Raw genomic sequence first — 22432 nt, 5'->3', positions numbered from 1 at the left:
CTGCCATGCCCGCCTCCAGCCACTCGCACATTGCTTCGCCCGATGCCCGTGACCGTCTGCTGGAAGCGGCCAGCAGCCTGTTTGCCAACCACGGCTACCAGGCCATCGGCCTGCGCGACCTGGCCAGCCATCTGGGCCTGCGCGCCGGTTCGCTCTACCACCATATCGAGAGCAAGCAGGGCCTGTTGTTCGAGCTGATCGAATCGAGCCTGACCGACCTGCTGTATGAAACCCGACAATGCCTCAAAGGCGCCCGCTCCACCAGCGAACGCTTGCCGTGTTTCGTCCAGGCGTTCGTCAGCTACAGCCAGGCCCATCCGGACAAGCTGATCCTGCTGACACGCGAAGCAGTGAACCTGAGCGAGGACCAGGCGCGGCAAGTGGAACTGCTGAAAAACGCCTACGCCAGCCTGCTCAGCGAGATCGTCGCCGCCGAATGCGGGTTATGCGGGCCAACCTCCGCGCCGCGCGCCCGCTCGATTGCCCAGGCGGTGCTGAGCCTGCTGTGCGGGCAAGCGCACTGGGGCAGCATTGCCGCGGCGCGGGAGCAGATGGTGGCGTTCGTGCAGGGCATCGTGTGCACGGGCAAGGTCCGGGAAGTGCGCTAGGTCCGCTCGGGCTGCCCTTCCAGCTGGGCCAGCCAGTACGCCACATCCACTTCATCGATCTGCTCGCTGCGCAGGAAGCGCCGGGCGTACTCCAGGTACACCCCGCTGCTGAGGAACAGCCGTAGCAGCTGCCCATCGATGTGCTGGTCATGGGCCATGAACACCAAAATCTTCACCGACTCAGACAAGCTCTTCGCCGCCTTGTACGGCCGGTCGGCAGCCGTCAGCGCCTCGAAGATATCGGCAATGGCCATCACTCGCTCGGCAATGCCCAGGTCGTCCTTGCCCAGCCGCCGCGGGTAGCCGCCGCCATTCATCTTCTCGTGGTGGTTGCCGGCGATGTCCGGCACCCGCCGCAGCTGGCGCGGGAACGGCAGCGCCGTGAGCATGATGATGGTCTGCACGATGTGTTCGTTGATCTTGAAGCGTTCTTCATCGTTCAACGTGCCACGACGGATTGCCAGGTTGTACAGCTCGCCGTGGTTGCTGGCATTGGCCGGCAGGCGCATGTCAAAGCCCCAGACGTTGCGCGGGTCGTGCTTTTCCACCGGCGGCCTGCGCGGGCCCCAGGGCACCTGGTGGTCAGGGCGGTCGGCCAGCAGCAGCTCATCCACCGGCAAGGGCAACGGCGCGGTACCCGCGTAGCGCTGCTCCTCGTCGTGGGAAATGCCCAGGCGGTTGTCGAAGTACCGCTGCCAACGGCGCTGGCCGATGCGCTGCAGGCGCTCGACATCCTCGTCCCGCATGAACTCGCCGCCGATATTGGCCTTGGCGACGAAGGCGAACTCATCCTGCAGCTCGGCACGGTACTGCTCCAGCCAGCGTTGCAGCACCGATTTGTCCTGCCCCGCTGCCAGGCCCTGCCAATAGGCCAGCTCGCCATCGCGCCAGAGCACTTCGAAACGCATGCGGATTTCGTGGATGCGGTTGTACAGGGTCTCCAGCTTGGTCGCCTTGTCTACCACGTATTCGGGACTGGTGACCTTGCCGCAATCGTGCAGCCAGGCGGCAATGTGGAATTCGTAACGCTCGGCCTCGGTCATGCTGAAATCGGCATACGGGCCGCTGTCGGCCTGCACGGCCTTGTCCAGCAGCATCTGCGCCAGCTGCGGCACGCGCTCGCAGTGGCCGCCGGTGTAAGGGCTCTTGGCATCGATGGCATCGGCCAGCAGCTTGATCATCGACTCCAGCAGGCGCTTCTGGGCCTCGACCAACTGGCGCGTCTCGATGGCCACAGCGGCGGCCCCGGACAATTCTTCGACGAAGCGGCGGAACGGCTCGCCGACTTCAGCCGGCTCGCCCTTCAATGCCAGGACGAGAATGCCGAGCAGGTCGTGACCACGGTCTTTGAGCTCCACCGCAAGACTGCGCCCGTCCAGTGCCAGGCCCTGGGTAACTGCCGCAGCCAGGTCGCGATGATCGCCCTCACCGACCGCCAGCGCCTCGGGGTAGCCATCGCCTCGGCACGCAGCCGCCAGGCGCAGGCAGGCACGGTCTTCCTCGAACAGGTATACCGCACCTGCACTGACCCCGGCAGCCTCCACCAGATGCGTCAGCACGCCATCGAGCATGCGCTCCAGTTGAGTCTCGCGGCTGAGTATCAGGGTCATCGCCTGGAAACTGCGGATGGTGCCGGACATGCGGCTCAGCACCCGGCTCAGCTCTTTCACCTCGGACACCCGCGAGGCCACCCCGACTTCACGACTGAAGTCGAAGTCGGCCAGTCCACGTACCTGCTCGGCCAATTGATGCAGCGGGCGCCCGATGCGCTGGCCGAGCAACCCGCCGAGCAGAAGCAGCACGGCCATCAACATGGCCGTCCACAGCATCTGCCTGAACAACACCTGGCGTGCGCTTGCCAGCAGCTCCTGCGCCGGTACCGCGATCAGCACCTGCAGGTCCTGCCCGGCGAGGTTGGTCAGCTGCACGCGCATGCCGTACCAGGTTGCGCCATCCACCTCATAAGCCTCTGGTCGGGCGCCTTGGGGCAGATGGCTGTAGAGCTGCTGCAAGCTCGGGATACCCAGTTCGGCAACACGCGACAGACGCACCGAATCACCTTCGTGGACGATGGCCCGCTGAAGGTCCGGGTACGCCACCACATTGCCCTGGTCGTCGACCACGGCGATTTCGGTGCCCGGGGTCATGCGCAGGTCGCGGGTTTCGCTGGCCAGGTCGTTGACCGAAACATCCATGCCGAGCACCGCCGCGCCATCGACGCTGCGCTGGGCCATGGTCATGCCGATCTCGCGGGTGGTGAAAAACACGTAGGGATGGGTCAGGACGGTGCCGGCCTGCACGGAGGCATCGGCGAACCAGGGCCGCGTGCGTGGATCGTAGTGATAGTCCGGCATGGCCTGGGTCTTGAGCAGGCTCAGGGCCTGGTCATAGAAGCGCCACTCCCCCGACATCGCCCCACCCTCGCCGAGGCTGACGCTCTGCACCAGAAAGCGCGTGCCCACTGGGGCAGCAAAGCGCTCCAGCAACTGCGGGTCGCGCAAGCGGCGCACCAGCAGGAACTCGCCGTTGGGGTAACCGATGTAGGCGGCGCTGAGCATCTTGTTGGCATTCAGGCTTTCGACCAGCTGCGGCAAGCGCTCCAGGCGCTGCGGCAGGTTGCTGGCGGCCGGGTTGAAGGCCAGCAGGCGGATGCTGCTCTGTGCGGGATCGACCAGGCGCCGGGCCCGTTCGTCGATGGTCTTGCCGACTTGTTGCGCAGCATCGCCCGCAGCGGCTACCAGCGCCTGGCTGATACCACGGTAGCCCTGCCAGGCCAGGCCGGCGCCGAGCAGCAGCATGCCGAGCATGATGGCCATTGCCACCAGCAGTTGCAGGGGGACCCCGCGTCCGGTATTGCTCATGGCTTGCTGCTCCCTGAACGCCCGAGGCACACCCTGCTCGCCCACAGGCGACTTGCCGACCCGGCAGCATGACCTAGCAATACGCAGACCATCCGCAGCATTCCTTATGTGGCGACTTCAATAGTGTAATCAGTCGAGACAAACATGCCGGGCGGAGGCAGCACGCTGGCAGCTAGGCATACCAGATAGTGGCACGGCGCCATCGACAAACTCAATCATCGCCCGTAGTAGGAGCGGCCTTGTGTCGCGAAAGGGCTGCGCAGCGGCCCCAGCAATCGCGAATCAAGGTGGCATTTCTGAGTTCACCACATAAAAAACCGTCTCGTATCATCTCCACCACTAAGGAACTTCGATGCCTGTTATTTCAAGATAATGAAAAGTCTCTACGGCAGTAACTTTTCCTACAATATTTTAGGAAACCTAAAGTTTCACAACGAATTGATTCCTCGCTAGTGTTTTGGCTTCAGATTAGTTCCAAAAGCCAACTCCAGATACTAATCAGAATTGCGGCTCGAGCGCCGCAAGCTGTTAGACGAGGAATTTCCATGAGCATCACTCAAGACATTGCCAATGCAGTCGCTGAAGTCGACTTTCTTCTCACCCCCTGCAAAGCCTGCCAACGTCAGGGCCTGCCCATCCTCCCCCTGCGCTGCGCCGTGGTCCCCGATACCCACCCCGCCAGCGACCCCGCTACGCAAACCCGGATGGGATTGCGCACCTTGCGCAGCGGATACCTCTATGTGCTGCTCGACCAGCGCATCTGGCATGCCTACGAAGTCACCGCGCAAGGCCACCTGCGCCGCTTCAACCCCTACGAACCTAATCCAGGACCGCCACCGTCCCTTCCCGAGCACTGTGTACATGAGGATCACGACATCCCCTCGTCCTTCCTCAACATCGACACCGACACCTACGGTTCGGCCTGGCTGGCCTTCTCCAGCGATCCCTGGCCGGGCAGCGTGCTGCAGGCCTACAAAACTGGCCAGGCGCCTGCGCATCGCTTCGAGGGCCTGGACCTGATCCAAGCGCGCAAACACCCCGAACTGCTGGGCCTGGCCATGACTCCTGACAACCTCCAGGTTGACCGTCAGGTGTTCGAATACGCCCAGCAACTGAACGGCCCGTTCGACAGCGCCCATGGCTTCCATAGTCGGTTCCTGCGTAAGACAGCCCTGCGCGGTTATGTGGTCAACGCCATGGCCCGCCATCAATTGGAAAACGGCGTGCTGGCGGTGGTACTCGACGACACCGTCGGCCTGATCCAGGAGTACAACCACCAGCGCCTGAACTGGGTGGTCAAGCGCCAGGCCTGGCGCGAAGACCCGCTGCGCGCCTACCAGCTGCAGACGTCGCAAATCCTGCAGATCATCCGCGCCACCCAGCGCGAATGGGCGGCACAGAAAGTATTCACGTTCGAGGCACAGACCGGTGACGGGCCGCCCGTGTTCACCGATCCCGAGGTGGAGCGTCAGCGCGTGGTCGAGATGCGCCAGCAAGAGAGCGACGAAAAGCTCGAGGAGCGCTATGACGAACCTCGGCGTGCGGCGTTCCAGGCGGAGTATGAGCAAGAGGAAGCCCGCTTCCAGGCCTACATCGACCGCCATGCCAGCACCTACGCGAAGCTCTGCGAGAGCGCTGCCTTCGCCCTCATCGAAAGGCACGACTACGACGGCCGGGACCGCGAATCGGGCATCGCTTACAGCAAGACCATCGCTGCCTGCCTCACCGGTGGCATCACCGAAGCGCCCGCCGCCAGCGCCGAACCGTCCCCGCCAGCCCCTGGCACCAGCGAAGCGCTGTGGCTGAAGTGGCTGCAGGACCCGAACAGCCCACCGTACCGCGCTTTGATGCTGCGCGACGGCCCCCTGATGGCAGCGCTGCTGCCAAGTTTCTCGGCGACCGAGCCGACTAACTGGAACGACAGCGAAAAGCTCTACAGCGCATTGAGCAAGCTCATCGCCAGTGATGACATCGGCTTCAAGCTGCGTGACTCGGTGAAGCAAGCTATCACCGAACTGCAGGGATCGGTCAACGCCGCCAGCCAGCGCCTGCAAACGCTGCTCAATCCCGGCATCCAGCAGGCCGTGCGGCACCTGAACAGTGCCAGTCAGCGGGTCTACAACGGCGTGCATCTCATCGAATTACAGGTGCGGATGAAGCTAGGCGAGTACTACGCCCTGCAGAGCGCGCACCTGCGTGAAATGCAGAACAGCGCCAGCGACAAACTGGCCAAAGCGCGCGCGGAGATGATGCCGTCTCTCGACGAACTGAAATCCGGCGTGCCGAACGAAGCGCGCAAGGTCAAACCGATCATCCAGACCGGCCTGCTGAGCCTGGCCGTGCTCGACCCGAAAGTGGCGCACACCGTGATCCAGGTCAGCGTCTGGGTCGAAGGTACGGCGCATGAGCTGCATGAACGATTGGCCAGGGAGGTAAAGCTCAATGTCAATCAGCTGAATGATGCCGCAAAGATGGCGATGGTGGACATTACGGTTGCGGCGGGAACGCTGGAGTTGGATGCGCGGAAGACACTGAATGGCATGAAAATCAGTGCTGGGCAGGCTTCACAGTTGGTGCGGGACAGTTTTACGGGGCTGCGGGGAACGGGAAAAGGCTGGGAGTTGCTGCTGTCCCTGGGCGGGCTGTATTTATTGAACGATAGCCTTGGCAAGAACCTGAAGAATGCGGAGGAGGCGATGGGGCCTAAGGCCGGTGAAGCCATGCTGGCGCTGTATGGGGCCAAGTTGGGAATTATCGGCGGCGGTATAGAGATGGTTGGGCTTCTGACGCCGCGCAAGGCGAGCACAAGCAACCATATGTCTCTTGGGCGTAGCATTGTCAGAATTGGCGGCATCATTAACGCTGCAGCAGGAATTTTTGAAACGGCAAAAGCGATAACTGCTACCAGCCGATCATATAGTTCAGGGGACAAGACAGCTGGCAACTACTACATCTTCGCGTCAGTGGCCAGTGCTAGCTCAACTATCGCAGGCATCTTCGGAGTGCTCAGCCCATTAGCACTAAAAGCCATAGGAATTGCCATAGTATCAAGTTTCGCCGCATACATATTAAATAAATTAGCTGAAAAAAACGAGTCGTCACAACTGGAGGTTTGGGCAAGACGTTGTTACTTCGGGAAGGCCGATGAGACACCTCGCATTCATTGGGACTCTCCCAATCATGCAGACATCGCGCTTGCGGCACTCAATGCGGTGACGCTAGGCATAACAGGAGCCCTAAAATTTGACACCATCATTGCAAACCAGCTAAACAACACCAAAGTTGGAGTACCCGTCGACCTGCAGACATTTCTAAAGTTCCGGGTAACGCTCCCCAACTTCAGCAATTCATCCACTGGTTATCATTGGGCACTCCTGATTCATAGACATGGCGACGGCGGCCCTTCCCATTATACTGGTGGCGAAGTCATCGCTTCGCAAGAACATTTCCCTCCAGCACTCGTGACAACCACCTCCAAGCGGGCATCACTAAAGCCCTCAAAAGACATCAATAAAATTGACTATAAACCCGAGACTTTAACAATCAACGAAATTGATCGACCACATGCACAACAGAAAAGCAACCATTTAGCAAAGACTCTCATCGGGCAAATTGAATTAACCCACGATACAGGAGGGCATAATATAATGTCTGCCTCGCTAACCATCACTTACTGGCCGGACCGGAGCATCCCTGAGGCTTATGCCGAATTCACGACACAGGAGAACAATTAATGGAAACTCCTAGCCGAGGTATCGGTTGGAAATACGATCTACCCTCCCCTCAAATCAAAGTAGCCCTAGACTTAGAAGTAAAAAACCTACTTAAACCTGTAAGCGACATGAACGAGAACTATATCGAACTATCTCGAACGACCTTGAAAGCCAGAGGCTACTGGATTATTGGAAGCATATTGATATCAGCTGTCGCGCTAACCGGAACAATACAGTCACTCTACTATTTCCCTCCGGAACCAAACTTAACCGAATTGAAACAGCTTTCTTTTTTCATGCTCATTTACCTCATCATGGCGTGCTTTATCACCCCATATATTCGAATGGAATTCGGCTTCCCTCAAGATGAACCCATCCGTTTCAACAGGCATCGCCGCAAGGTCTATTTTTACCAGTACAGATTCAACTTTCTGAAACCATTCGGCAAAAAAAACTGGGGCGTGATACCCGTGGCTTACGACTGGCATGACCTCACCCTCGAGGCTTACCGCATTTATGCTCCCATGGGTAACGGTGGGCTCAAGGAAGAAGTCAAGATCTCGATTTGCAAACCAGGCACCAACGAAATAATCGACCGCGTGTTTTTTTACGACGACATAGAGGAAGGCGAGCAATACTGGGCCATCGTCAGGCTGTTCATGCAACAAGGTCCCGAAGCGATTCCCGACTTCCTCCACCCTTCCAATAACAAAGATGAAAACCCGAGTCCGAACACTGAAGGAAAAATAGTTTTTCGTAACCCGTTCAACCGCCTCGGCCCCGAGGTCAATTGGCCCGCCGAAATGGACCTGGAATCCCGCACCGCCCCCATTCAAGCCGAGCAACCATGAAACCCGCCAACCCTGGCGGTATCGCTTGGCCTCCACGCTTCCACCCGGTAGACTTCCCCCCGGGTGCTAGCTGCAACGTGCAGTGAAGCAGGTTAATCGAACAACGCCGGTCGGGCCGCCAGCGGGAGTTCTTGCGCCTATGCAAAAAACCAAATTGACGCGTGCCCAACTGCTGGCCCAACGCGCCTTCGCCAATTTCGAGCGTTTCCTGCACATCGAAGCGGTCAGCGGCATCGTCCTGCTGATCACCGCCGTTGCCGCCCTGATCTGGGCCAACTCCCCGGCCGCCGCCAGTTATGACGCCCTCTGGCACACGCCGATCAGCTTCGGCATCGGTTCGCTGAGCTACTCGCAATCCCTGCACTTCTGGATCAACGATGGCCTGATGACCATTTTCTTCCTGGTGGTGGGCATGGAGATCCGTCGCGAAATCCACGAAGGGGCCCTGTCCAGCCTGCGCCAGGCCACGCTGCCCATGGCCGCCGCAGTGGGCGGCGTCGCCGTCCCTGCGCTGATCTACCTGGCCTTCGGCCATGCGCCGGCCGAGCAGCAAGGCTGGGCCGTGCCGACCGCGACCGACATCGCCTTCGCGGTTGGCGTGCTGGCCCTGCTGGGCAAGTCGATCCCGTCCAACATCCGCGTGTTCCTGCTGGCGCTGGCGATCATCGATGACATCATCGCCGTGCTGATCATCGCCATCTTCTATTCCGGTGGCCTCGACTACAGCGGCTTCGGCGTGGCCGCCATCGGCCTGCTGCTGGTGGTCGGGCTGCAGAAGATCGGCGTCGGCTCGGCCTGGGCCTATGTCATCCCCGGCGCCATCACCTGGGTCGGCATGCTGATGACCGGTGCTCACCCGACCCTGGCCGGCGTGATCCTCGGCCTGATGACCCCGGTTGCCGCCATGCCGTTGGGCGAGCGCCCGCTGGATGCGGTCTCGCGCTTCACCAACGACCTGCTCGGCCGCGCCAAGGCCCCCGAGCAGGACACCGGCGACCTGAGCGCCCCGCTCAAGCGCCTGCGTCTGGCCCAGCGTGAACTGGTACCACCGGTGACCCGTGTGGGCGGCGCCCTGCACCCTTGGGTGGCGTACGCGATCATGCCGCTGTTCGCCCTGGCCAACGCCGGTGTGGGCCTGTCCGGCATCGACCTGTCCGCCGAGGCGCCGCACTGGGTGATGATGGCGGTGGCCGTGGCGCTGGTGGCTGGCAAGCCGCTGGGCATCATCGGCGTCAGCTGGCTGATGGTGCGCCTGGGCTGGTGCAGCCTGCCGGCCCAGGTCAACTGGCGCGGCATCACCCTGATCGGCCTGCTGGCCGGCATCGGCTTCACCATGTCGATCTTCATTGCGAACCTGGCCTACAGCGACCCGGCTTCGCTGGGCGCGGCCAAGCTGGGCGTGCTGTCGGGCTCGGTGATCGCTGCTGTGCTGGGCCTGGCCTGGGGCGTCACCGGCCTGCGCAAGGGCGCCAGCAAGGCGCCCGTGCAAGCGGGTTGAAGCCAGTCGGGGCCTGCGGGCCCCGGCATTTTTCTGTATACAAAAATTTCAAACTTTGCTTACATGCATGGCTGTGCGCCTACGACACCGGCCAACGTCGCTGCGTATTGCGCCAGGCATGAGCCATGCAAGCTTCCCTGCAACACACCCCCAAGACCCTCCTGGTCAAGAACGCCGCACTGTTGGTCACCATGGACGGCGAACGCCGCGAGATCAGAGGCGGCGGCCTGTACATCGAAGACAATGTGATCAAGCAGGTCGGCCCCAGCGAAACGCTGCCGCAGCACGCCGACGTGGTCCTGGACATGGCCGGCAAGGTGGTCATCCCGGGCCTGGTCAACACCCACCACCACATGTACCAGAGCCTCACCCGCGTGGTGCCGGCGGCCCAGGACGGTGAGCTGTTCAACTGGCTGACCAACCTTTACCCGATCTGGGCGCGGCTGACCCCGGAAATGATCTCGGTTTCGACCCAGACGGCCATGGCCGAGCTGATCCTGTCGGGCTGCACCACCTCCAGCGACCACCTGTACATCTACCCCAACGGCTGCAAGCTCGACGACAGCATCCATGCTGCCGGCGAGATCGGCATGCGCTTCCATGCCGCCCGCGGCAGCATGAGCGTGGGCCGCAGCCAGGGTGGCCTGCCGCCTGACTCGGTGGTGGAGAAGGAAAGCGACATCCTCAAGGAATCGCAGCGCCTGATCGAGGACTACCACGACGCCAGCCATGGTTCGATGCTGCGCGTGGTGGTGGCGCCCTGCTCGCCGTTCTCGGTCAGCCGTGACCTGATGCGCGAAGCCGCGGTGCTGGCGCGCAACTACGGCGTGTCGCTGCACACCCACCTGGCCGAGAACGTCAACGACATCGCCTACAGCCGCGAGAAGTTCGGCATGACTCCGGCCGAATACGCCGAAGACCTCGGCTGGGTCGGCCACGATGTGTGGCACGCCCACTGCGTGCAGCTCGACCAGCACGGTATCGAGCTGTTCGCCCGCACCGGCACCGGCGTCGCCCACTGCCCTTGCTCGAACATGCGCCTGGCCTCGGGCATCGCGCCGATCCGCAAGATGCGCGACCACGGTGTACCAGTGGGCCTGGGTGTCGATGGCTCGGCCTCCAACGACGGCGCCAGCATGATCGGCGAAGCGCGCCAGGCCCTGCTGCTGCAACGCGTGGGCTTTGGCCCGGACGCGATGACCGCCCGCGAAGCCCTGGAAATCGCCACCCTGGGCGGCGCCAAGGTGCTCAACCGCAACGACATCGGCGCCCTGGCGCCGGGCATGATCGCCGACTTCGTCGCCTTCGACCTGGGCCATGTGGCCTATGCCGGCGCCCTGCATGACCCACTGGCGGCCCTGGTGTTCTGCACCCCGACCCACGTCGATACCAGCGTGATCAATGGTCGTGTGGTGGTGCAGGATGGCCGCATCACCACCATCGACCTGCCCCGCGTGCTGGAGCGTCACAACCAGCTGGCCTACCAGCTCGTCAGCGGCGAATAGCCTGAACCACCACGGCCGCTGCGCTCGCAAGAGCGCGGCGCGCCCGGCTGCGCCCCTGTAACACCCGATCTACCGAAATGCGACTGAATCCGTGCAGTTAGACGCGTAACAAAAACAAAAGCGAGCTACTCACCATGACTTCTCCCGCTACACCTCGTCCTCGTCCTGAAGACGAGAACCTCGGCATTGGCGCCAACTTCGCTTACGGCCTGCAGCATGTGCTGACCATGTATGGCGGCATGATCGCCGTGCCGTTGATCATTGGCCAGGCTGCCGGCCTGTCGCCAGCCGATGTCGGCATGCTGATCGCAGCCTCATTGTTCGCCGGGGGCCTGGCGACCTTGCTGCAGACCCTCGGCATCCCGTTCTTCGGCTGCCGCCTGCCGCTGGTCCAGGGGGTGTCGTTCGCCAGCGTGGCGACCATGGTTGCGATCATCGGCAATGACGGCACCAACGGCCTGCAGGTGGTGTTCGGCGCGGTGATCGTGTCGTCGTTGATCGGCCTGCTGATCACCCCGCTGTTCTCGCGCATCATCCAGTTCTTCCCGCCACTGGTGACCGGTATCGTCATCACCACCATCGGCCTGACCCTGATGCCGGTGGCGGCACGCTGGGCCATGGGCGGCAACAGCCAGGCGGCCGACTTCGGCAGCACCGCCAATATCAGCCTGGCCGCGTTCACCCTGGCCTGCGTGCTGTTGCTGAGCAAGCTGGGCAGCGCCAGCCTGTCGCGCCTGTCGATCCTGCTGGCGATGGTCATCGGTACCCTGGTGGCCATGGCGTTCGGCATGGCGGATTTCTCCCTGGCGCTGGACGGCCCTGCGGTGGCGCTGCCCGAGGTGCTGCACTTCACCCCCGAGTTCCAGCTGGCGGCGATCCTGTCGATGCTGATCGTCATCATGGTGACCATGGTCGAAACCTCGGCGGACATCCTCGCCGTGGGCGAGATCATCGGCACCGACGTCAATGCCCGGCGCCTGGGCAACGGCCTGCGCGCCGACATGATCTCCAGCGCCCTGGCGCCACTGTTCGGCTCGTTCACCCAGAGCGCCTTCGCGCAGAACGTCGGCCTGGTGGCGGTGACCGGGGTCAAGAGCCGCTATGTAGTCGCCAGCGCCGGTTTGATCCTGGTCACCCTCGGCCTGTTGCCGGTGATGGGCCGGCTGGTGGCCGCCGTGCCGACCGCCGTGCTCGGCGGCGCCGGGGTGGTGCTGTTCGGCACCGTCGCGGCCAGCGGCATCCGTACCCTGGCCCAGGTGGACTACCGCAACAACATGAACCTGATCATCGTCGCCACCTCGATCGGCTTCGGCATGATCCCGATCGCCGCACCGGGCTTCTACCACCACTTCCCGAGCTGGTTCGAGACCATCTTCCACTCCGGCATCAGCTCGTCGGCAATCATGGCGATCCTGCTCAACCTGCTGTTCAACCACCTGCGCGCCGGCAACTCCGACCAGCAGTCGGTGTTCGTCGCCGCCAGCGAGCGGACCCTGCGCTACCACGACGTGGCCTGGCTCAACGAAGGCGACTTCTTCCGCGATGGCAAGCTGTTCGACTGTGACGGCAAGGAAGTGCCGATCATCGAAGTGGATCAGGCCCACGGGCATGCCCCGGCAGCGGCCAGGAAACAGGCCGAGCACGCGCACTGACCGGCAAACCTGAAACCACATGAATAAATCTTCATGTTGGCCGTTAACGCCCTGATGGTGGGGTGGATGCGCGATCCGGGGCTGTGGGCGGGTCGCGCTTGCCTTGAGGCGCAGGGCCGGGTTGCGTAGCATCGCCGGCCCCGGGGCCGCTGGGCGGCCCATTCGCGGGCACGCCCGCTCCCACAGGTACTGCGCAAGCCCAAGATCAGCGCAGTACCTGTGGGAGCGGGCGTGCCCGCGAACGAGGGCGAAGCCCTCGCCTGCCGAATCCGCTACTGTACAGAGCCCCCATGCCGCAACCGATCCCCCTCAAGGACCACGAAAAGGAAAAACACCTGGTCAACCGCCGGCTCCTGGCCTGCGCCGCCCTGGTGTTCAGCCTGTGCGCCGTCCTTGTGGGCCGGCTCTATGTGCTGCAGGTGCTGCAGCACGACCAGCAAAGCGCGGTTTCGGAAAACAACCGCGTGCATATCCTGCCCATCGCCCCCGAGCGCGGGCTGATCTACGACCGCAACGGCGTGGTGCTGGCCGACAACAAGCCCAGCTTCGACCTGACCATGACCCGCGAGCGCGCCGGTGACTCGGCCAAGGTGCTCGACAGCCTGGCGGAAATCCTCAGCCTCGGCGAAGACGACCGCAAGCAGTTCGACAAGGACCTGCGCCGCGGCCGCAAGCCGTTCGAGCCAGTGACCCTGATGGTCGGCCTGACCGAAGAGCAGATTGCGCTGATCGCGGTCAACCAGTTCCGCCTGCCCGGCCTGGACGTCGAACCGCAGTTCATCCGCGAATACCCGCTGGCCGAACACTTCGCCCACTCGGTCGGCTACGTCGGGCGCATCAACGAAAAAGAAGCCAAGACCCTCGACAGCACCGAGTACCGTGGCACCCAGTCGATCGGCAAGACCGGCATCGAGCACTTCTACGAAGCCCAGCTGCACGGCCACGTGGGCTACGAAGAAGTCGAAACCAACGCCCAGGGCCGGGTGATGCGCGTGCTCAACCACAAGGACCCGATCCCCGGCAAGGACATCGTCCTCAGCATCGACTCGCACCTGCAGGTGGCCGCCGAAAAGGCCCTGGGCGACCGCCGTGGCTCGGTGGTGGTGCTCGACCCGGCCAACGGCGACGTGCTGGCGATGGTCAGCAACCCGAGCTTCGACCCCAACCTGTTCGTCAAGGGCATCAGCTTCAAGCAGTACGCCGCGCTGCGTGACTCGATCGACCGGCCGCTGTTCAACCGCGTGCTGCGCGGCCTGTATGCACCCGGCTCGACGGTCAAGCCGGAAGTGGCCATCGCCGGTCTCGACAGCGGCGTGATCACCCCGGGCAGCCGGGTGTTCGACCCGGGCTACTACGAGCTGCCCAACTACGACCACAAGTACCGTAACTGGAACCACAGCGGCGACGGCTGGGTGGACATGTACACCGCCATCATGCGCTCCAACGACACCTACTTCTACGACCTGGCGCACAAGCTGGGCATCGACCGCCTGCACGACTACATGGCCGAGTTCGGCCTGGGCCAGAAGGTCTCGCTGGACATGTTCGAGGAAGCGCCCGGGCTGATGCCTTCCCAGGCGTGGAAGCGTGCCACCCGCCGCCAGGCCTGGTTCCCGGGCGAGACGCTGATCCTCGGCATCGGCCAGGGCTACATGCAGGTCACCCCGCTGCAGCTGGCCCAGGCCACCAGCCTGCTGGCCAGCAAGGGCGTGTGGCATCGCCCGCACCTGGCCATGACCGTGGGTGGCGAAACCCCGGTCGACCCCAACCCGATGCCCGACATCGTGCTGCACGACAAGCACGCCTGGGACCAGGTCAACGTCGGCATGCAGATGGTCATGCACGACCCCCGCGGCATCGCCCGCGCCGCTGCGGCGGGCTCGCAATACCGCATCGCCGGCAAGAGCGGCACGGCGCAGGTGGTGGCGATCAAGCAGGGTGAGCGCTACAACCGCAACAAGACCCTCGAGCGGCACCGCGACAACGCCCTGTTCGTCGGTTTCGCTCCGGCCGACCACCCAAGCATGGTGGTGGCGGTGATGATCGAGAACGGCGAGGCCGGCGGCCGCGTTGCCGGGCCGGTGGTGCGCGAAGTCATGGATGCCTACCTGCTCGATGAGCAGGGCCATCTGAAGCCTCAGTATGCCGGCACGCCGGCGGCCAAGGCGGTGCCGCACACCTGAGGCGCAGGTGGAAACACTGCGGTCTCATATTGCTACAATTCGAAGCGCCATCACGGCGCTTGCCGCATGATGGGTGCGCTCCAACCTGCCGAAACGCGTTAATTACCTCATTTATATCAATGCCTTACCTCGCATACAGGATGATCGCGAAGGTCTTCAGGCCTGCTTTTTGCTTGAATATTCAAGTGATTTGTAATGCATAGCCCAAAGACCAAGAGTTCGCCCGAGCGATCCGCGTCAAGTTCTACTGCGTGAGGCATCCATGACCCCTGCAAGCCGCGTTTCCGACGACCACTTCCAGGCCTGGCTGAGCCAGGTCAATGAAGCCTGCGGCCATTTCAACGGCCGCAAGCTCGACCCCGGCTTCGTCGGCCAGCTGGAAAAGTGCCAGGTCGGCCACATCTCCATGAGCATTGTCGACATGACCCAGGTCAACCTGTTCCGTGGCCAGCGGGAAATCCGCGCGAGCAGTGCCGACCACTACTACGCCGTGCTGCAGATGGCCGGCACCTCGCGCATCGAGCACCAGGACGCGTGCATCGAACTGCAGGCCGGCGACCTGACCCTGATCGATGCCAGCACCCCGCTGGACATGCACTTCCACCAGCGCTCGCGCCAGCTGTCGCTGATCCTGCCGCGCAGCCAGGTGCAGAGCGGCACCCGTGGCGTCGGCGTGGCTTGCGCCAGGCGGATCGAGGCCACCACGCCCCTGGCCAGCATCGCCCGACTGATGATGCTCGAAGCCGGCCGCACCCAGCACATGGCCAACCACGAAAGCCAGGCGGTGCTCGATGCCCTGATCGCCGTGTTACGCCCCGCCATTGCCCAGGACGCCATCCCGGGCAGCCACGAGCGCATGTTCCGCAAGGCCCTGGCACTGATCGACCAGAACATCACTTGCGAACACCTCTGCCCCGAGTTCATCGCCCGCGAAGTGGGCATCTCGATGCGCAGCCTGTACCGCATCTTTGCCAAGCACGAACTGGTCATCGCCCAGTACATCCGCAACCGCCGCCTGGACTTCTGTGCCGAAAGCCTGCGCAATCCGGCCATGGACCAGAAAGTCTCGTCGCTGGGCTACGCCTGGGGTTTTTCCGACTCCAGCTACTTCAGCACCGCGTTCAAGGGCCGTTTTGGCATGACCCCCGGCGAGTACCGCAAGCGCCACGCCAACTGACTAACTGCCTGTACTGGCCTCTTCGCGGGCACGCCCGCTCCCACAGAGATCGCACCCTCTTCAAGGTTGCTGCAGTCCCTGTGGGAGCGGGCATGCCCGCGAAAGGGCCGGCCCTGCCGTCACCTTGGCACAGTACCCAAACCAACTGGCAGCCAGCACAAAAGCCGGCACCCGGGCTTCCTGCATGATCTTTGGCATGTCTTCGGAACTTCTGCCAAACCCATAACAAAGGAAGCCAGACCATGCACCACCGCCCGTTCCGCCTCACCCTGGCCGCAGTGCTCGCCGGGGTCTCGCTGGAGGCGTCCGCCCTGGAGCTCTACGGCGATGACGAGCGCCACCTCAATGCCAACGTGGAGGCCGTGTTCGGTGTGTTCCACAGTGAAGAAAGCTACGCCATCGCCCGCGACCAGCCCGGCTCCACCTCGTGGCGCGAGGGCTACGTCAAGTACGGTCTGAGCGGCGACCAGCGCCTGGGGGGCAGCGGCTCGCTGTACGGCGCCTTCGCCCTGCTCAGCTCCGGCACCTGGGGCGATGGCGACGCCGCCGGCTTCAGCGACGGCAGCGAACGCACCACCAAGATCGAGGATGCCTACCTGGGCTGGAAGTCCGGCAACCTGGTGCCGGCGCTGGGTGAGGACGGCATCGACCTGTCGTTCGGCAAGCAGACGGTCGCGGTCGGTGACGGCTTCCTGATCCAGGGCGACTCGCTCAACGTGGGCCACGGCCTGGCCGATGGCCAGTTCAACCGCGGCGGCGCCTACTACCTGGCTGCGCGCAAGAGCTTCGACAAGACCGCCGTGCTGCGCCTGGGCGGCAAGCAGGGCTGGCGCAGCGACCTGATGTGGCTGCAGTCGGACAACCGCGCCCAGGCCAAGACCGAAATGCACGTCGCCACCCTGGAGCACGTGGCCGATGCCGGCACGGTCGGCCTGACCTACATCGACACCACCCACGTCGACAAGGAATTTGCCTCGCCGCAACAGCTGGAACGCGACGGCATGAAGACCTACAGCCTGCGCGGCCAGGGCAATGCCGGGGTGGAGAACCTGTTCCTGTCCGGCGAGTACGCCAAGCAGGACAAACCGCACACCGCCACCGAGGATGCCTGGTATCTGGAGGCCGGCTGGACCTTCGCCGACGTGCCGTGGCAACCGAACATCAGCTACCGCTACAGCCGCTTCTCCGAAGGCTATGACACCCTGTTCTACGGGCTGGGCCGCGGCCTGGGCACCTGGTTCCAGGGTGAAGTGGCCGGCAACTATGCCGGGCCGTTCAACAGCAATGCGCGCATTCAGAAAGTGGGGCTGACGGTGAGCCCGAGCCAGTCGCTCAAGGTCGGGATCCTGGGCTTCAACTTCGACACCATCGACCGCAGCCTGGGCAATGCCGACGGGCATGAAGTGGATCTGTATGCGGAGTGGACGATCAACGAGCACCTGATGATCGTGCCGCTGGTGGGCCTGTACCAGCCGGATCACAGTGCCGAGCAAGGTGGCACGCAGCTGGGCAATGACAACCGCAACCTCTACAGCCAGGTGGTGTTCGTCAGTACCTTCTGAGCCGACTTCTTCGCGGGCACGCCCGCTCCCACAGGGACCGCACAGCTCACGAAACCTGTGCAGTACCTGTGGGAGCGGGCGTGCCCGCGAAGAAGCCAGCCCGGATTACCGCTCAGGCACCGGCAACGGCGCCTCACTGTTCCAGGCCGTGACCGGCCGGCTGAACAGGTTCTCGGTCTGAAAATGCGCCATCCGCCACTGCCCTTCTTCTTGCGTGAAACGCACCGTCAGGCGCGCCGCATTCAGGTGCGAGGCGCCATCGGCAAAGGTGCTGGTCTGCAGCATCACCCACCGCCCCAGCCCCTGCCCGCCCTCTACCTCGATGACCTCACTGGTCAGGAAGTGCACATTCAGGGCGAAGTGCGCCGGGGTCTTCATGTAGGTGGCGAACATCGCCCGGATCGCCTCACGCCCCCGGTAGCCGCCAAAGCTCGCGGCATACTTGGCGCCCTTGCCTTCCCACAGGGCCTCGCGGCTAAACAGCCCAGCCAGCTCGTCCAGCGGGGTGCTGGCGTCGAGCTGGTCGCACAGTTCCATGTAGCGGTTGATGCACACGCGAATGGCCTGCTGGTCTTCGAAGCGTTGCAGGCGGGCCTGCAGTTCATGGATATCGCTCATCACCACCTCAGTACAGGTTCAGCAGCAAACGCTCGGCCACCGCCAGCAGCTTCTCGTCGGCGCCCTTGGCTCCCACCAGTTGCAGCCCGACCGGCAGGCCGGCTTCGCTGCCCAGCGGGATGCTCAGGGCCGGGTGCCCCGACAGGTTGAATGGCCGCACCAGCGAGGTCATGCCCAGCACCGCGCGGGTATCGGCGGCGTCTTCCAGGCGCAGCGGGAAGTCCGGCAGGGTCGGCAAGGCCAGCACATCGTAGCTGGCCAGGGCCTGGTCGACTTCGGCGGTGAAGCGCCGACGCACCTCTTCGGCTTCGGCCAGCGCGGTGTCGCTGGTCTGCCCCGCCGCTGCCAGGCGCCCGGCGATATCGGCACCGACCTTGCCTGTTTCCAGCAGGTGGCCGCAGCCGGCGAAGGTTTCGCGGTTGATCACCACCATGCCGGCCTCGTAGGCCGCGCCGAAATGCTTGAGCTCGACATTGCCCAGCGCCAGGCCGCTGGCCGTCAGGGCGCCCTGCACCACCTTGTGGATCGCCGCCTCGGCGGTGACCCGCAGCACGCCGATACGGGCCCTGGCCGGGACCTGCGCCGGGGTGAAGGTCGGGTCGATCATGGTCATCGCCCGCACCAGCATCGGCAGGCTCGCGGCAAACGGGCCGACGCAGTCGAGGCTGGTGTGTGCCGGCATCACGCCTTTGCGGCTGACCCGGCCAAAGGTCGGCTTGAGGCCGAACACGCCGCAGCAGCAGGCCGGTACACGCACCGAGCCACCGGTGTCGGTGCCCAGGCTGAAGTCGGCCAGGCCGGCAGCCACTGCTGCCGCCGAACCGCTGGAAGAGCCACCCGGAATGCGCCCGGGGAAGCGTGGGTTGGCCGCCGTGCCGGTGTAGTGGTTGATGCCGGTGGTGCCGAACGCCAGTTCATGCAGGCTGACCTTGCCGGTCAGCCGTGCGCCGTTGGCCAACAACTGGCTGACCACCTCGGCATGCCGTTCGGCCAACGGCGCGTGCTCCAGCGCCTGGCTGCTGGCGCGGGTCGCGGTACCGGCGACGTCAATGGTGTCCTTGACCACGACCCGGGGGCCGCTGCCGCCCAGGTCAAGGGTTTCAACTATGATTGTCATTTTCGTGGAGCCCTTCTCAAGAATGGATGCCGGACCGTGGCCCAGCCATGAACATGGTTGTCAATTACTGGAAATGTCAACTGAACATTCCCGTAATTCCTGACACGGTTGCGGTGGTCAAATGCGCGGAAAGGTCTATGATGTCGCGACTATTTCCGCACAAGTAGTGAATCGATGAGCACTTCGAAAAACAAAGGCCACAGCCATCACGACCCGGCCAGCGATGAATTTCGCAAGGAAGATTTCCCCTTCTACTGGCTGGCCCGTGTGCACGGCCGCTACACCCAGAACATGGAACGTCTGCTGAAGAAGGTCGACCTCGACGTGCCGCGCTGGCGCGTGCTGTGGATCCTCAACGAGAACGGTGAATCGAGCATTTCCGAGATCTCCACCCATGCCATCGCCAAGCTGTCGACCATCACCAAGATCGTCTACCGCATGAAGGAAGATGGCCTGGTCGACACCGCGCCCAGCCCTGAAGACGGGCGCGTGACCCAGGTGCGCATCACCGAGGTCGGCCTGCAGAACATCGAGCGCATGCAGGATGTGACTCGCGAATTGTTCCAGCGCAGCTTCAAGGGGTTGACCGAGGCCCAGGTGCAGCGGTTGAACAAGATGCTGGAAGTGGTGTTCCACAACCTCGAAACCTTGTGATTACCGGGGGCCGCCAAGCGGCCCCTGCCTTCAGCAAGCTTTTGAAGACTCGCACACCCGGTGATAGGCCCGGTTGAAATACACCAGGCCGTCATCGGCGCCGCCGTGGCGGATGTCCTGAATCTCGCAGTAGAAGATGCTGTGCGAACCCACCTCATGCACCTGGGCAATCCGGCAATCGAAGTTCACCAGGGCTTCCTGCATCACCGGTGCGCCACTCTCCAGCACCGTCCAGCCGGTGGTCGCGAAACGCTCGTCCATGTTCAGGTTACGGTTGGCAAACGCCCCCGACAGCTCCTGATGGGTACCCGCCAATACGTTCACGCACAGCGCGCCATTGGCCTTGAACTGCTCATTGGAGTACGAAGAGCGGTTCATGCACACCAGCAAGGTGGGCGGCGAGTCGGTGACGCTGCACACCGCCGAGGCGGTAAAGCCGAAGCGGCCGGCCGGGCCATCGGTGGTGATGACCGATACGGCGCCACCGAGCAGCGCCATTGCGTTGCGAAATTGCGATACGTCTACCATGGTCATGCTCCTCAGATATCCAGCACCAGCTTGTTCGACTTGGCCCGCGAGCAGCACACCAGGATCTGGTCGTTCGCGGCCTTTTCTTCATCGGTCAGGTACACATCACGGTGGTCCGGCTCGCCTTCGAGCACTTCGCACATGCAGGTGCCACACACGCCCTGCTCGCACGAGATGTCGATCTTGATCCCCACCTGCGCCAGGGCGTCGAGAATGCTCTGGCCCTCGGCGACCTGCACGGTCTTGTTGCTGCGGGCGGCGACCACTTCGAAGCCTGCACCGCTGGCGTCGACCTCGACCTGGAAGTACTCCTTGTGGATGTGTGCCTCGCTGTAGCCTTGCTGCTGCGCACCGCCAATCACCCAGTCCATGAAGCCCGACGGGCCGCAGGTGTACATGTGGGTGCCAGGCGTGCCGCTGCCGAGCACATCCACCAGGTTCAGGCGCTGAGCCGGATCCTCGTCGTCGAAGTGGGTGAACACCCGGGCGGCGAACGGCGCGCTGGCCAGCGCATCGAGAAACGCACTGCGACTGCGCGAGCGCCCGCAGTAATGCAGTTCGAACTCGGCGCCCTGCTGATGCAGGGCGTGGGCCATGGCGATCATCGGTGTGATGCCGATGCCGCCACCCAGCAGGATCGAACGGTGGGCATCGGCGGCCAGCGGGAACAGGTTGCGCGGGGTGCTGATCTGCACCTCGTGCCCTTCCAGCAGGGTGTCGTGCACGCTCACCGAGCCACCGCGGGAGGCTGGGTCCTTCAATACGCCCAGGCGATACAGCGAGGCATCGGCCGGGTCGCTGCACAGCGAATACTGGCGCACCAGGCCCGGGGCGACATGGATGTCCACATGCGCCCCCGCCTCGAAGGCCGGCAGCGCCGCGCCATCGGCCCGGCCCAGGTCGAGCACGACCACGTCGGCCCCTTGGATCTCGCGCTTGCGCACGACTACGTTCAACAGTTGTTCATTCATGGCCGGTGTCCCGCCTAACAGAGGGGCGCGTGGGCGCCCCGGAAAATATCAACGCATGAACAGGCCGCCGTTCACGTCCCAGGTCGCCCCGGTGGTGAAGTAGGCCTCGGGCCGCGCCAGTTGCACGATCAGGTCGCCCAGAAAATCCGCATCGCCCAGGCGCTGCACCGGAATGTTGGCCAGCAGGCCCTGCATACGCTCGGCCGGCACTGCGGCGTGAACCGCAGGCGAATCGATCGGGCCAGGGGCGATGGCATTGACGGTGACGCCACGGGCCGCAAACTCCTTGGCGAAGATCTTGGTCAGAGTGACGATTGCGCCCTTGCTCGCCGCGTAGTGCGCGCCGGTGGCGGTGCCGCCGTTCTGCCCGGCCAGCGAGGCCATGTTGATGATCCGCCCGTAGCCGGCTTCGGCCAGGTGCGCGCCAAGCACCTGGCAGCCGAGGAACACGCTGCGCAGGTTGAGGCCGACCACGGCGTCGAACTCTTCGGGGCTGATCTGCATCAGCGGTGTGGTCTTGGTCACGGCGGCGTTGTTGACCACCACGTGCAGGGCGCCGAAGTGCTCCAGCACCTGGGCCAATGCCTGCTCGAAATCGGCCTTGCTGCCGACGTCGAGCTTGACCGCCAGGGTGCGGCCACCCAGCTGCTTGGCGGTGGACTGGGCCAGCGCCAGGTCACGGTCCGAGACCACCACATCGAAGCCTGCGGCAAGCAGCCGGGCGCAGAAGCGCTGGCCCAGTCCCTGGCCGGCGCCGGTTACCAATGCGATTTGGTTCATGGCATGCACCTCAGAGGATGTAGCCGATGCCGGCAAGGGCATCGTCGCTGTTGATCAGGCTGATCACCTTGCGGTGGATCTTGAAGCCGCCTTCGGCGCGGACCAGGGTGTAGGTCAGGTCGGCGCTGTAGTGCTTGAGACTTTCCTTGCGGAA

16 protein-coding genes are annotated in these 22432 nt (G+C 63.5%); 10 read left to right on the top strand and 6 right to left on the bottom strand.

Annotation, left to right across the window (positions count from 1 at the left end):
• Positions 1 to 5 precede the first annotated feature (5 nt).
• Positions 6 to 608 (top strand): TetR/AcrR family transcriptional regulator, encoded by a 603-nt coding sequence (locus J7573_RS12955; RefSeq protein ID WP_294335372.1) that lies wholly within the window; start codon positions 6 to 8, stop codon positions 606 to 608.
• Here the strand turns inward: J7573_RS12955 and J7573_RS12950 are convergent.
• Positions 605 to 3469 (bottom strand): HD domain-containing phosphohydrolase, encoded by a 2865-nt coding sequence (locus J7573_RS12950; RefSeq protein ID WP_294335371.1) that lies wholly within the window; start codon positions 3467 to 3469, stop codon positions 605 to 607. The two genes, J7573_RS12955 and J7573_RS12950, sit on opposite strands and share 4 nt — an antisense overlap.
• A 545-nt stretch (positions 3470 to 4014) precedes the next feature.
• On the opposite strand from J7573_RS12950, the gene J7573_RS12945 reads away from it, so the two are divergent.
• The 8 genes from J7573_RS12945 (at position 4015) to J7573_RS12910 (ending at position 17610) form a co-directional block, all read left to right on the top strand.
• Positions 4015 to 7203: a T6SS effector BTH_I2691 family protein gene (locus tag J7573_RS12945; RefSeq protein ID WP_294335370.1), complete on the top strand. Its 3189-nt coding sequence runs from the start codon at positions 4015 to 4017 to the stop codon at positions 7201 to 7203.
• Positions 7203 to 8033 carry a DUF6708 domain-containing protein gene (locus J7573_RS12940; protein ID WP_294335369.1) on the top strand — a complete coding sequence of 277 codons (831 nt, stop codon included), beginning with the start codon at positions 7203 to 7205 and terminating at the stop codon, positions 8031 to 8033. The genes J7573_RS12945 and J7573_RS12940 overlap by 1 nt, the downstream gene beginning before the upstream one ends.
• A gap of 139 nt (positions 8034 to 8172) precedes the next feature.
• Entirely contained in the window at positions 8173 to 9531 is a 1359-nt protein-coding gene (gene nhaA / locus J7573_RS12935; RefSeq protein ID WP_294335368.1) for a Na+/H+ antiporter NhaA, read from the top strand.
• Positions 9532 to 9656: 125 nt separating this feature from the next.
• Positions 9657 to 11036 carry an 8-oxoguanine deaminase gene (locus J7573_RS12930; protein ID WP_294335367.1) on the top strand — a complete coding sequence of 460 codons (1380 nt, stop codon included), beginning with the start codon at positions 9657 to 9659 and terminating at the stop codon, positions 11034 to 11036.
• A 134-nt stretch (positions 11037 to 11170) separates the two neighbouring features.
• The gene (locus J7573_RS12925; RefSeq protein ID WP_294335366.1) at positions 11171 to 12688 is read left to right on the top strand and encodes a nucleobase:cation symporter-2 family protein; all 1518 of its coding nucleotides are present in this window, start codon (positions 11171 to 11173) and stop codon (positions 12686 to 12688) included.
• Between the two features lie 290 nt (positions 12689 to 12978).
• Entirely contained in the window at positions 12979 to 14871 is a 1893-nt protein-coding gene (gene mrdA / locus J7573_RS12920) for a penicillin-binding protein 2 (protein WP_294335365.1), read from the top strand.
• Positions 14872 to 15133: 262 nt separating this feature from the next.
• Positions 15134 to 16048, top strand: coding sequence for a transcriptional regulator FeaR (feaR, locus tag J7573_RS12915; protein ID WP_294335364.1), 915 nt, complete (start codon positions 15134 to 15136; stop codon positions 16046 to 16048).
• Positions 16049 to 16290: 242 nt separating this feature from the next.
• Positions 16291 to 17610, top strand: coding sequence for a hypothetical protein (locus tag J7573_RS12910; protein ID WP_294335363.1), 1320 nt, complete (start codon positions 16291 to 16293; stop codon positions 17608 to 17610).
• Between the two features lie 105 nt (positions 17611 to 17715).
• Here J7573_RS12910 and J7573_RS12905 read toward each other — a convergent pair whose 3' ends face one another.
• Entirely contained in the window at positions 17716 to 18228 is a 513-nt protein-coding gene (locus J7573_RS12905) for a nuclear transport factor 2 family protein (RefSeq protein WP_294335362.1), read from the bottom strand.
• Between the two features lie 7 nt (positions 18229 to 18235).
• On the bottom strand, positions 18236 to 19345 hold the full coding sequence (locus tag J7573_RS12900) for an amidase (protein WP_294335361.1): 1110 nt from the start codon (positions 19343 to 19345) through the stop codon (positions 18236 to 18238).
• Between the two features lie 174 nt (positions 19346 to 19519).
• Between J7573_RS12900 and J7573_RS12895 the strand changes: the two genes are divergently transcribed.
• Positions 19520 to 19999 carry a MarR family transcriptional regulator gene (locus tag J7573_RS12895; RefSeq protein ID WP_079228674.1) on the top strand — a complete coding sequence of 160 codons (480 nt, stop codon included), beginning with the start codon at positions 19520 to 19522 and terminating at the stop codon, positions 19997 to 19999.
• A 30-nt stretch (positions 20000 to 20029) separates the two neighbouring features.
• Here the strand turns inward: J7573_RS12895 and J7573_RS12890 are convergent, their stop codons facing one another.
• The 3 genes from J7573_RS12890 to J7573_RS12880 are packed head-to-tail and all read right to left on the bottom strand — an operon-like array spanning position 20030 to position 22278.
• Positions 20030 to 20527: a flavin reductase gene (locus J7573_RS12890; RefSeq protein WP_294335360.1), complete on the bottom strand. Its 498-nt coding sequence runs from the start codon at positions 20525 to 20527 to the stop codon at positions 20030 to 20032.
• An 11-nt stretch (positions 20528 to 20538) separates the two neighbouring features.
• Positions 20539 to 21498: a PDR/VanB family oxidoreductase gene (locus J7573_RS12885; RefSeq protein WP_294335359.1), complete on the bottom strand. Its 960-nt coding sequence runs from the start codon at positions 21496 to 21498 to the stop codon at positions 20539 to 20541.
• Between the two features lie 48 nt (positions 21499 to 21546).
• Positions 21547 to 22278: an SDR family NAD(P)-dependent oxidoreductase gene (locus J7573_RS12880; RefSeq protein ID WP_294335358.1), complete on the bottom strand. Its 732-nt coding sequence runs from the start codon at positions 22276 to 22278 to the stop codon at positions 21547 to 21549.
• Between the last annotated feature and the right edge of the window lie 154 nt (positions 22279 to 22432).

This window comes from Pseudomonas sp. (assembly GCF_017744435.1).
Lineage (GTDB): Bacteria > Pseudomonadota > Gammaproteobacteria > Pseudomonadales > Pseudomonadaceae > Aquipseudomonas.
This window is presented reverse-complemented; position numbering and strand designations above follow the sequence as displayed.

Bases quoted from the DNA above. Each gene is read 5' to 3' on its own strand.
- J7573_RS12930 (WP_294335367.1), top strand. From the start codon at position 9,657: ATGCAAGCTTCCCTGCAACACACCCCCAAGACCCTCCTGGTCAAGAAC.
- J7573_RS12880 (WP_294335358.1), bottom strand. From the start codon at position 22,278: ATGAACCAAATCGCATTGGTAACCGGCGCCGGCCAGGGACTGGGCCAG.
- J7573_RS12885 (WP_294335359.1), bottom strand. From the start codon at position 21,498: ATGAATGAACAACTGTTGAACGTAGTCGTGCGCAAGCGCGAGATCCAA.
- J7573_RS12910 (WP_294335363.1), top strand. From the start codon at position 16,291: ATGCACCACCGCCCGTTCCGCCTCACCCTGGCCGCAGTGCTCGCCGGG.
- feaR (WP_294335364.1), top strand. From the start codon at position 15,134: ATGACCCCTGCAAGCCGCGTTTCCGACGACCACTTCCAGGCCTGGCTG.
- J7573_RS12950 (WP_294335371.1), bottom strand. From the start codon at position 3,469: ATGAGCAATACCGGACGCGGGGTCCCCCTGCAACTGCTGGTGGCAATG.
- J7573_RS12905 (WP_294335362.1), bottom strand. From the start codon at position 18,228: ATGAGCGATATCCATGAACTGCAGGCCCGCCTGCAACGCTTCGAAGAC.
- J7573_RS12955 (WP_294335372.1), top strand. From the start codon at position 6: ATGCCCGCCTCCAGCCACTCGCACATTGCTTCGCCCGATGCCCGTGAC.
- J7573_RS12940 (WP_294335369.1), top strand. From the start codon at position 7,203: ATGGAAACTCCTAGCCGAGGTATCGGTTGGAAATACGATCTACCCTCC.
- nhaA (WP_294335368.1), top strand. From the start codon at position 8,173: ATGCAAAAAACCAAATTGACGCGTGCCCAACTGCTGGCCCAACGCGCC.
- J7573_RS12895 (WP_079228674.1), top strand. From the start codon at position 19,520: ATGAGCACTTCGAAAAACAAAGGCCACAGCCATCACGACCCGGCCAGC.
- J7573_RS12945 (WP_294335370.1), top strand. From the start codon at position 4,015: ATGAGCATCACTCAAGACATTGCCAATGCAGTCGCTGAAGTCGACTTT.
- J7573_RS12925 (WP_294335366.1), top strand. From the start codon at position 11,171: ATGACTTCTCCCGCTACACCTCGTCCTCGTCCTGAAGACGAGAACCTC.
- mrdA (WP_294335365.1), top strand. From the start codon at position 12,979: ATGCCGCAACCGATCCCCCTCAAGGACCACGAAAAGGAAAAACACCTG.
- J7573_RS12900 (WP_294335361.1), bottom strand. From the start codon at position 19,345: ATGACAATCATAGTTGAAACCCTTGACCTGGGCGGCAGCGGCCCCCGG.
- J7573_RS12890 (WP_294335360.1), bottom strand. From the start codon at position 20,527: ATGGTAGACGTATCGCAATTTCGCAACGCAATGGCGCTGCTCGGTGGC.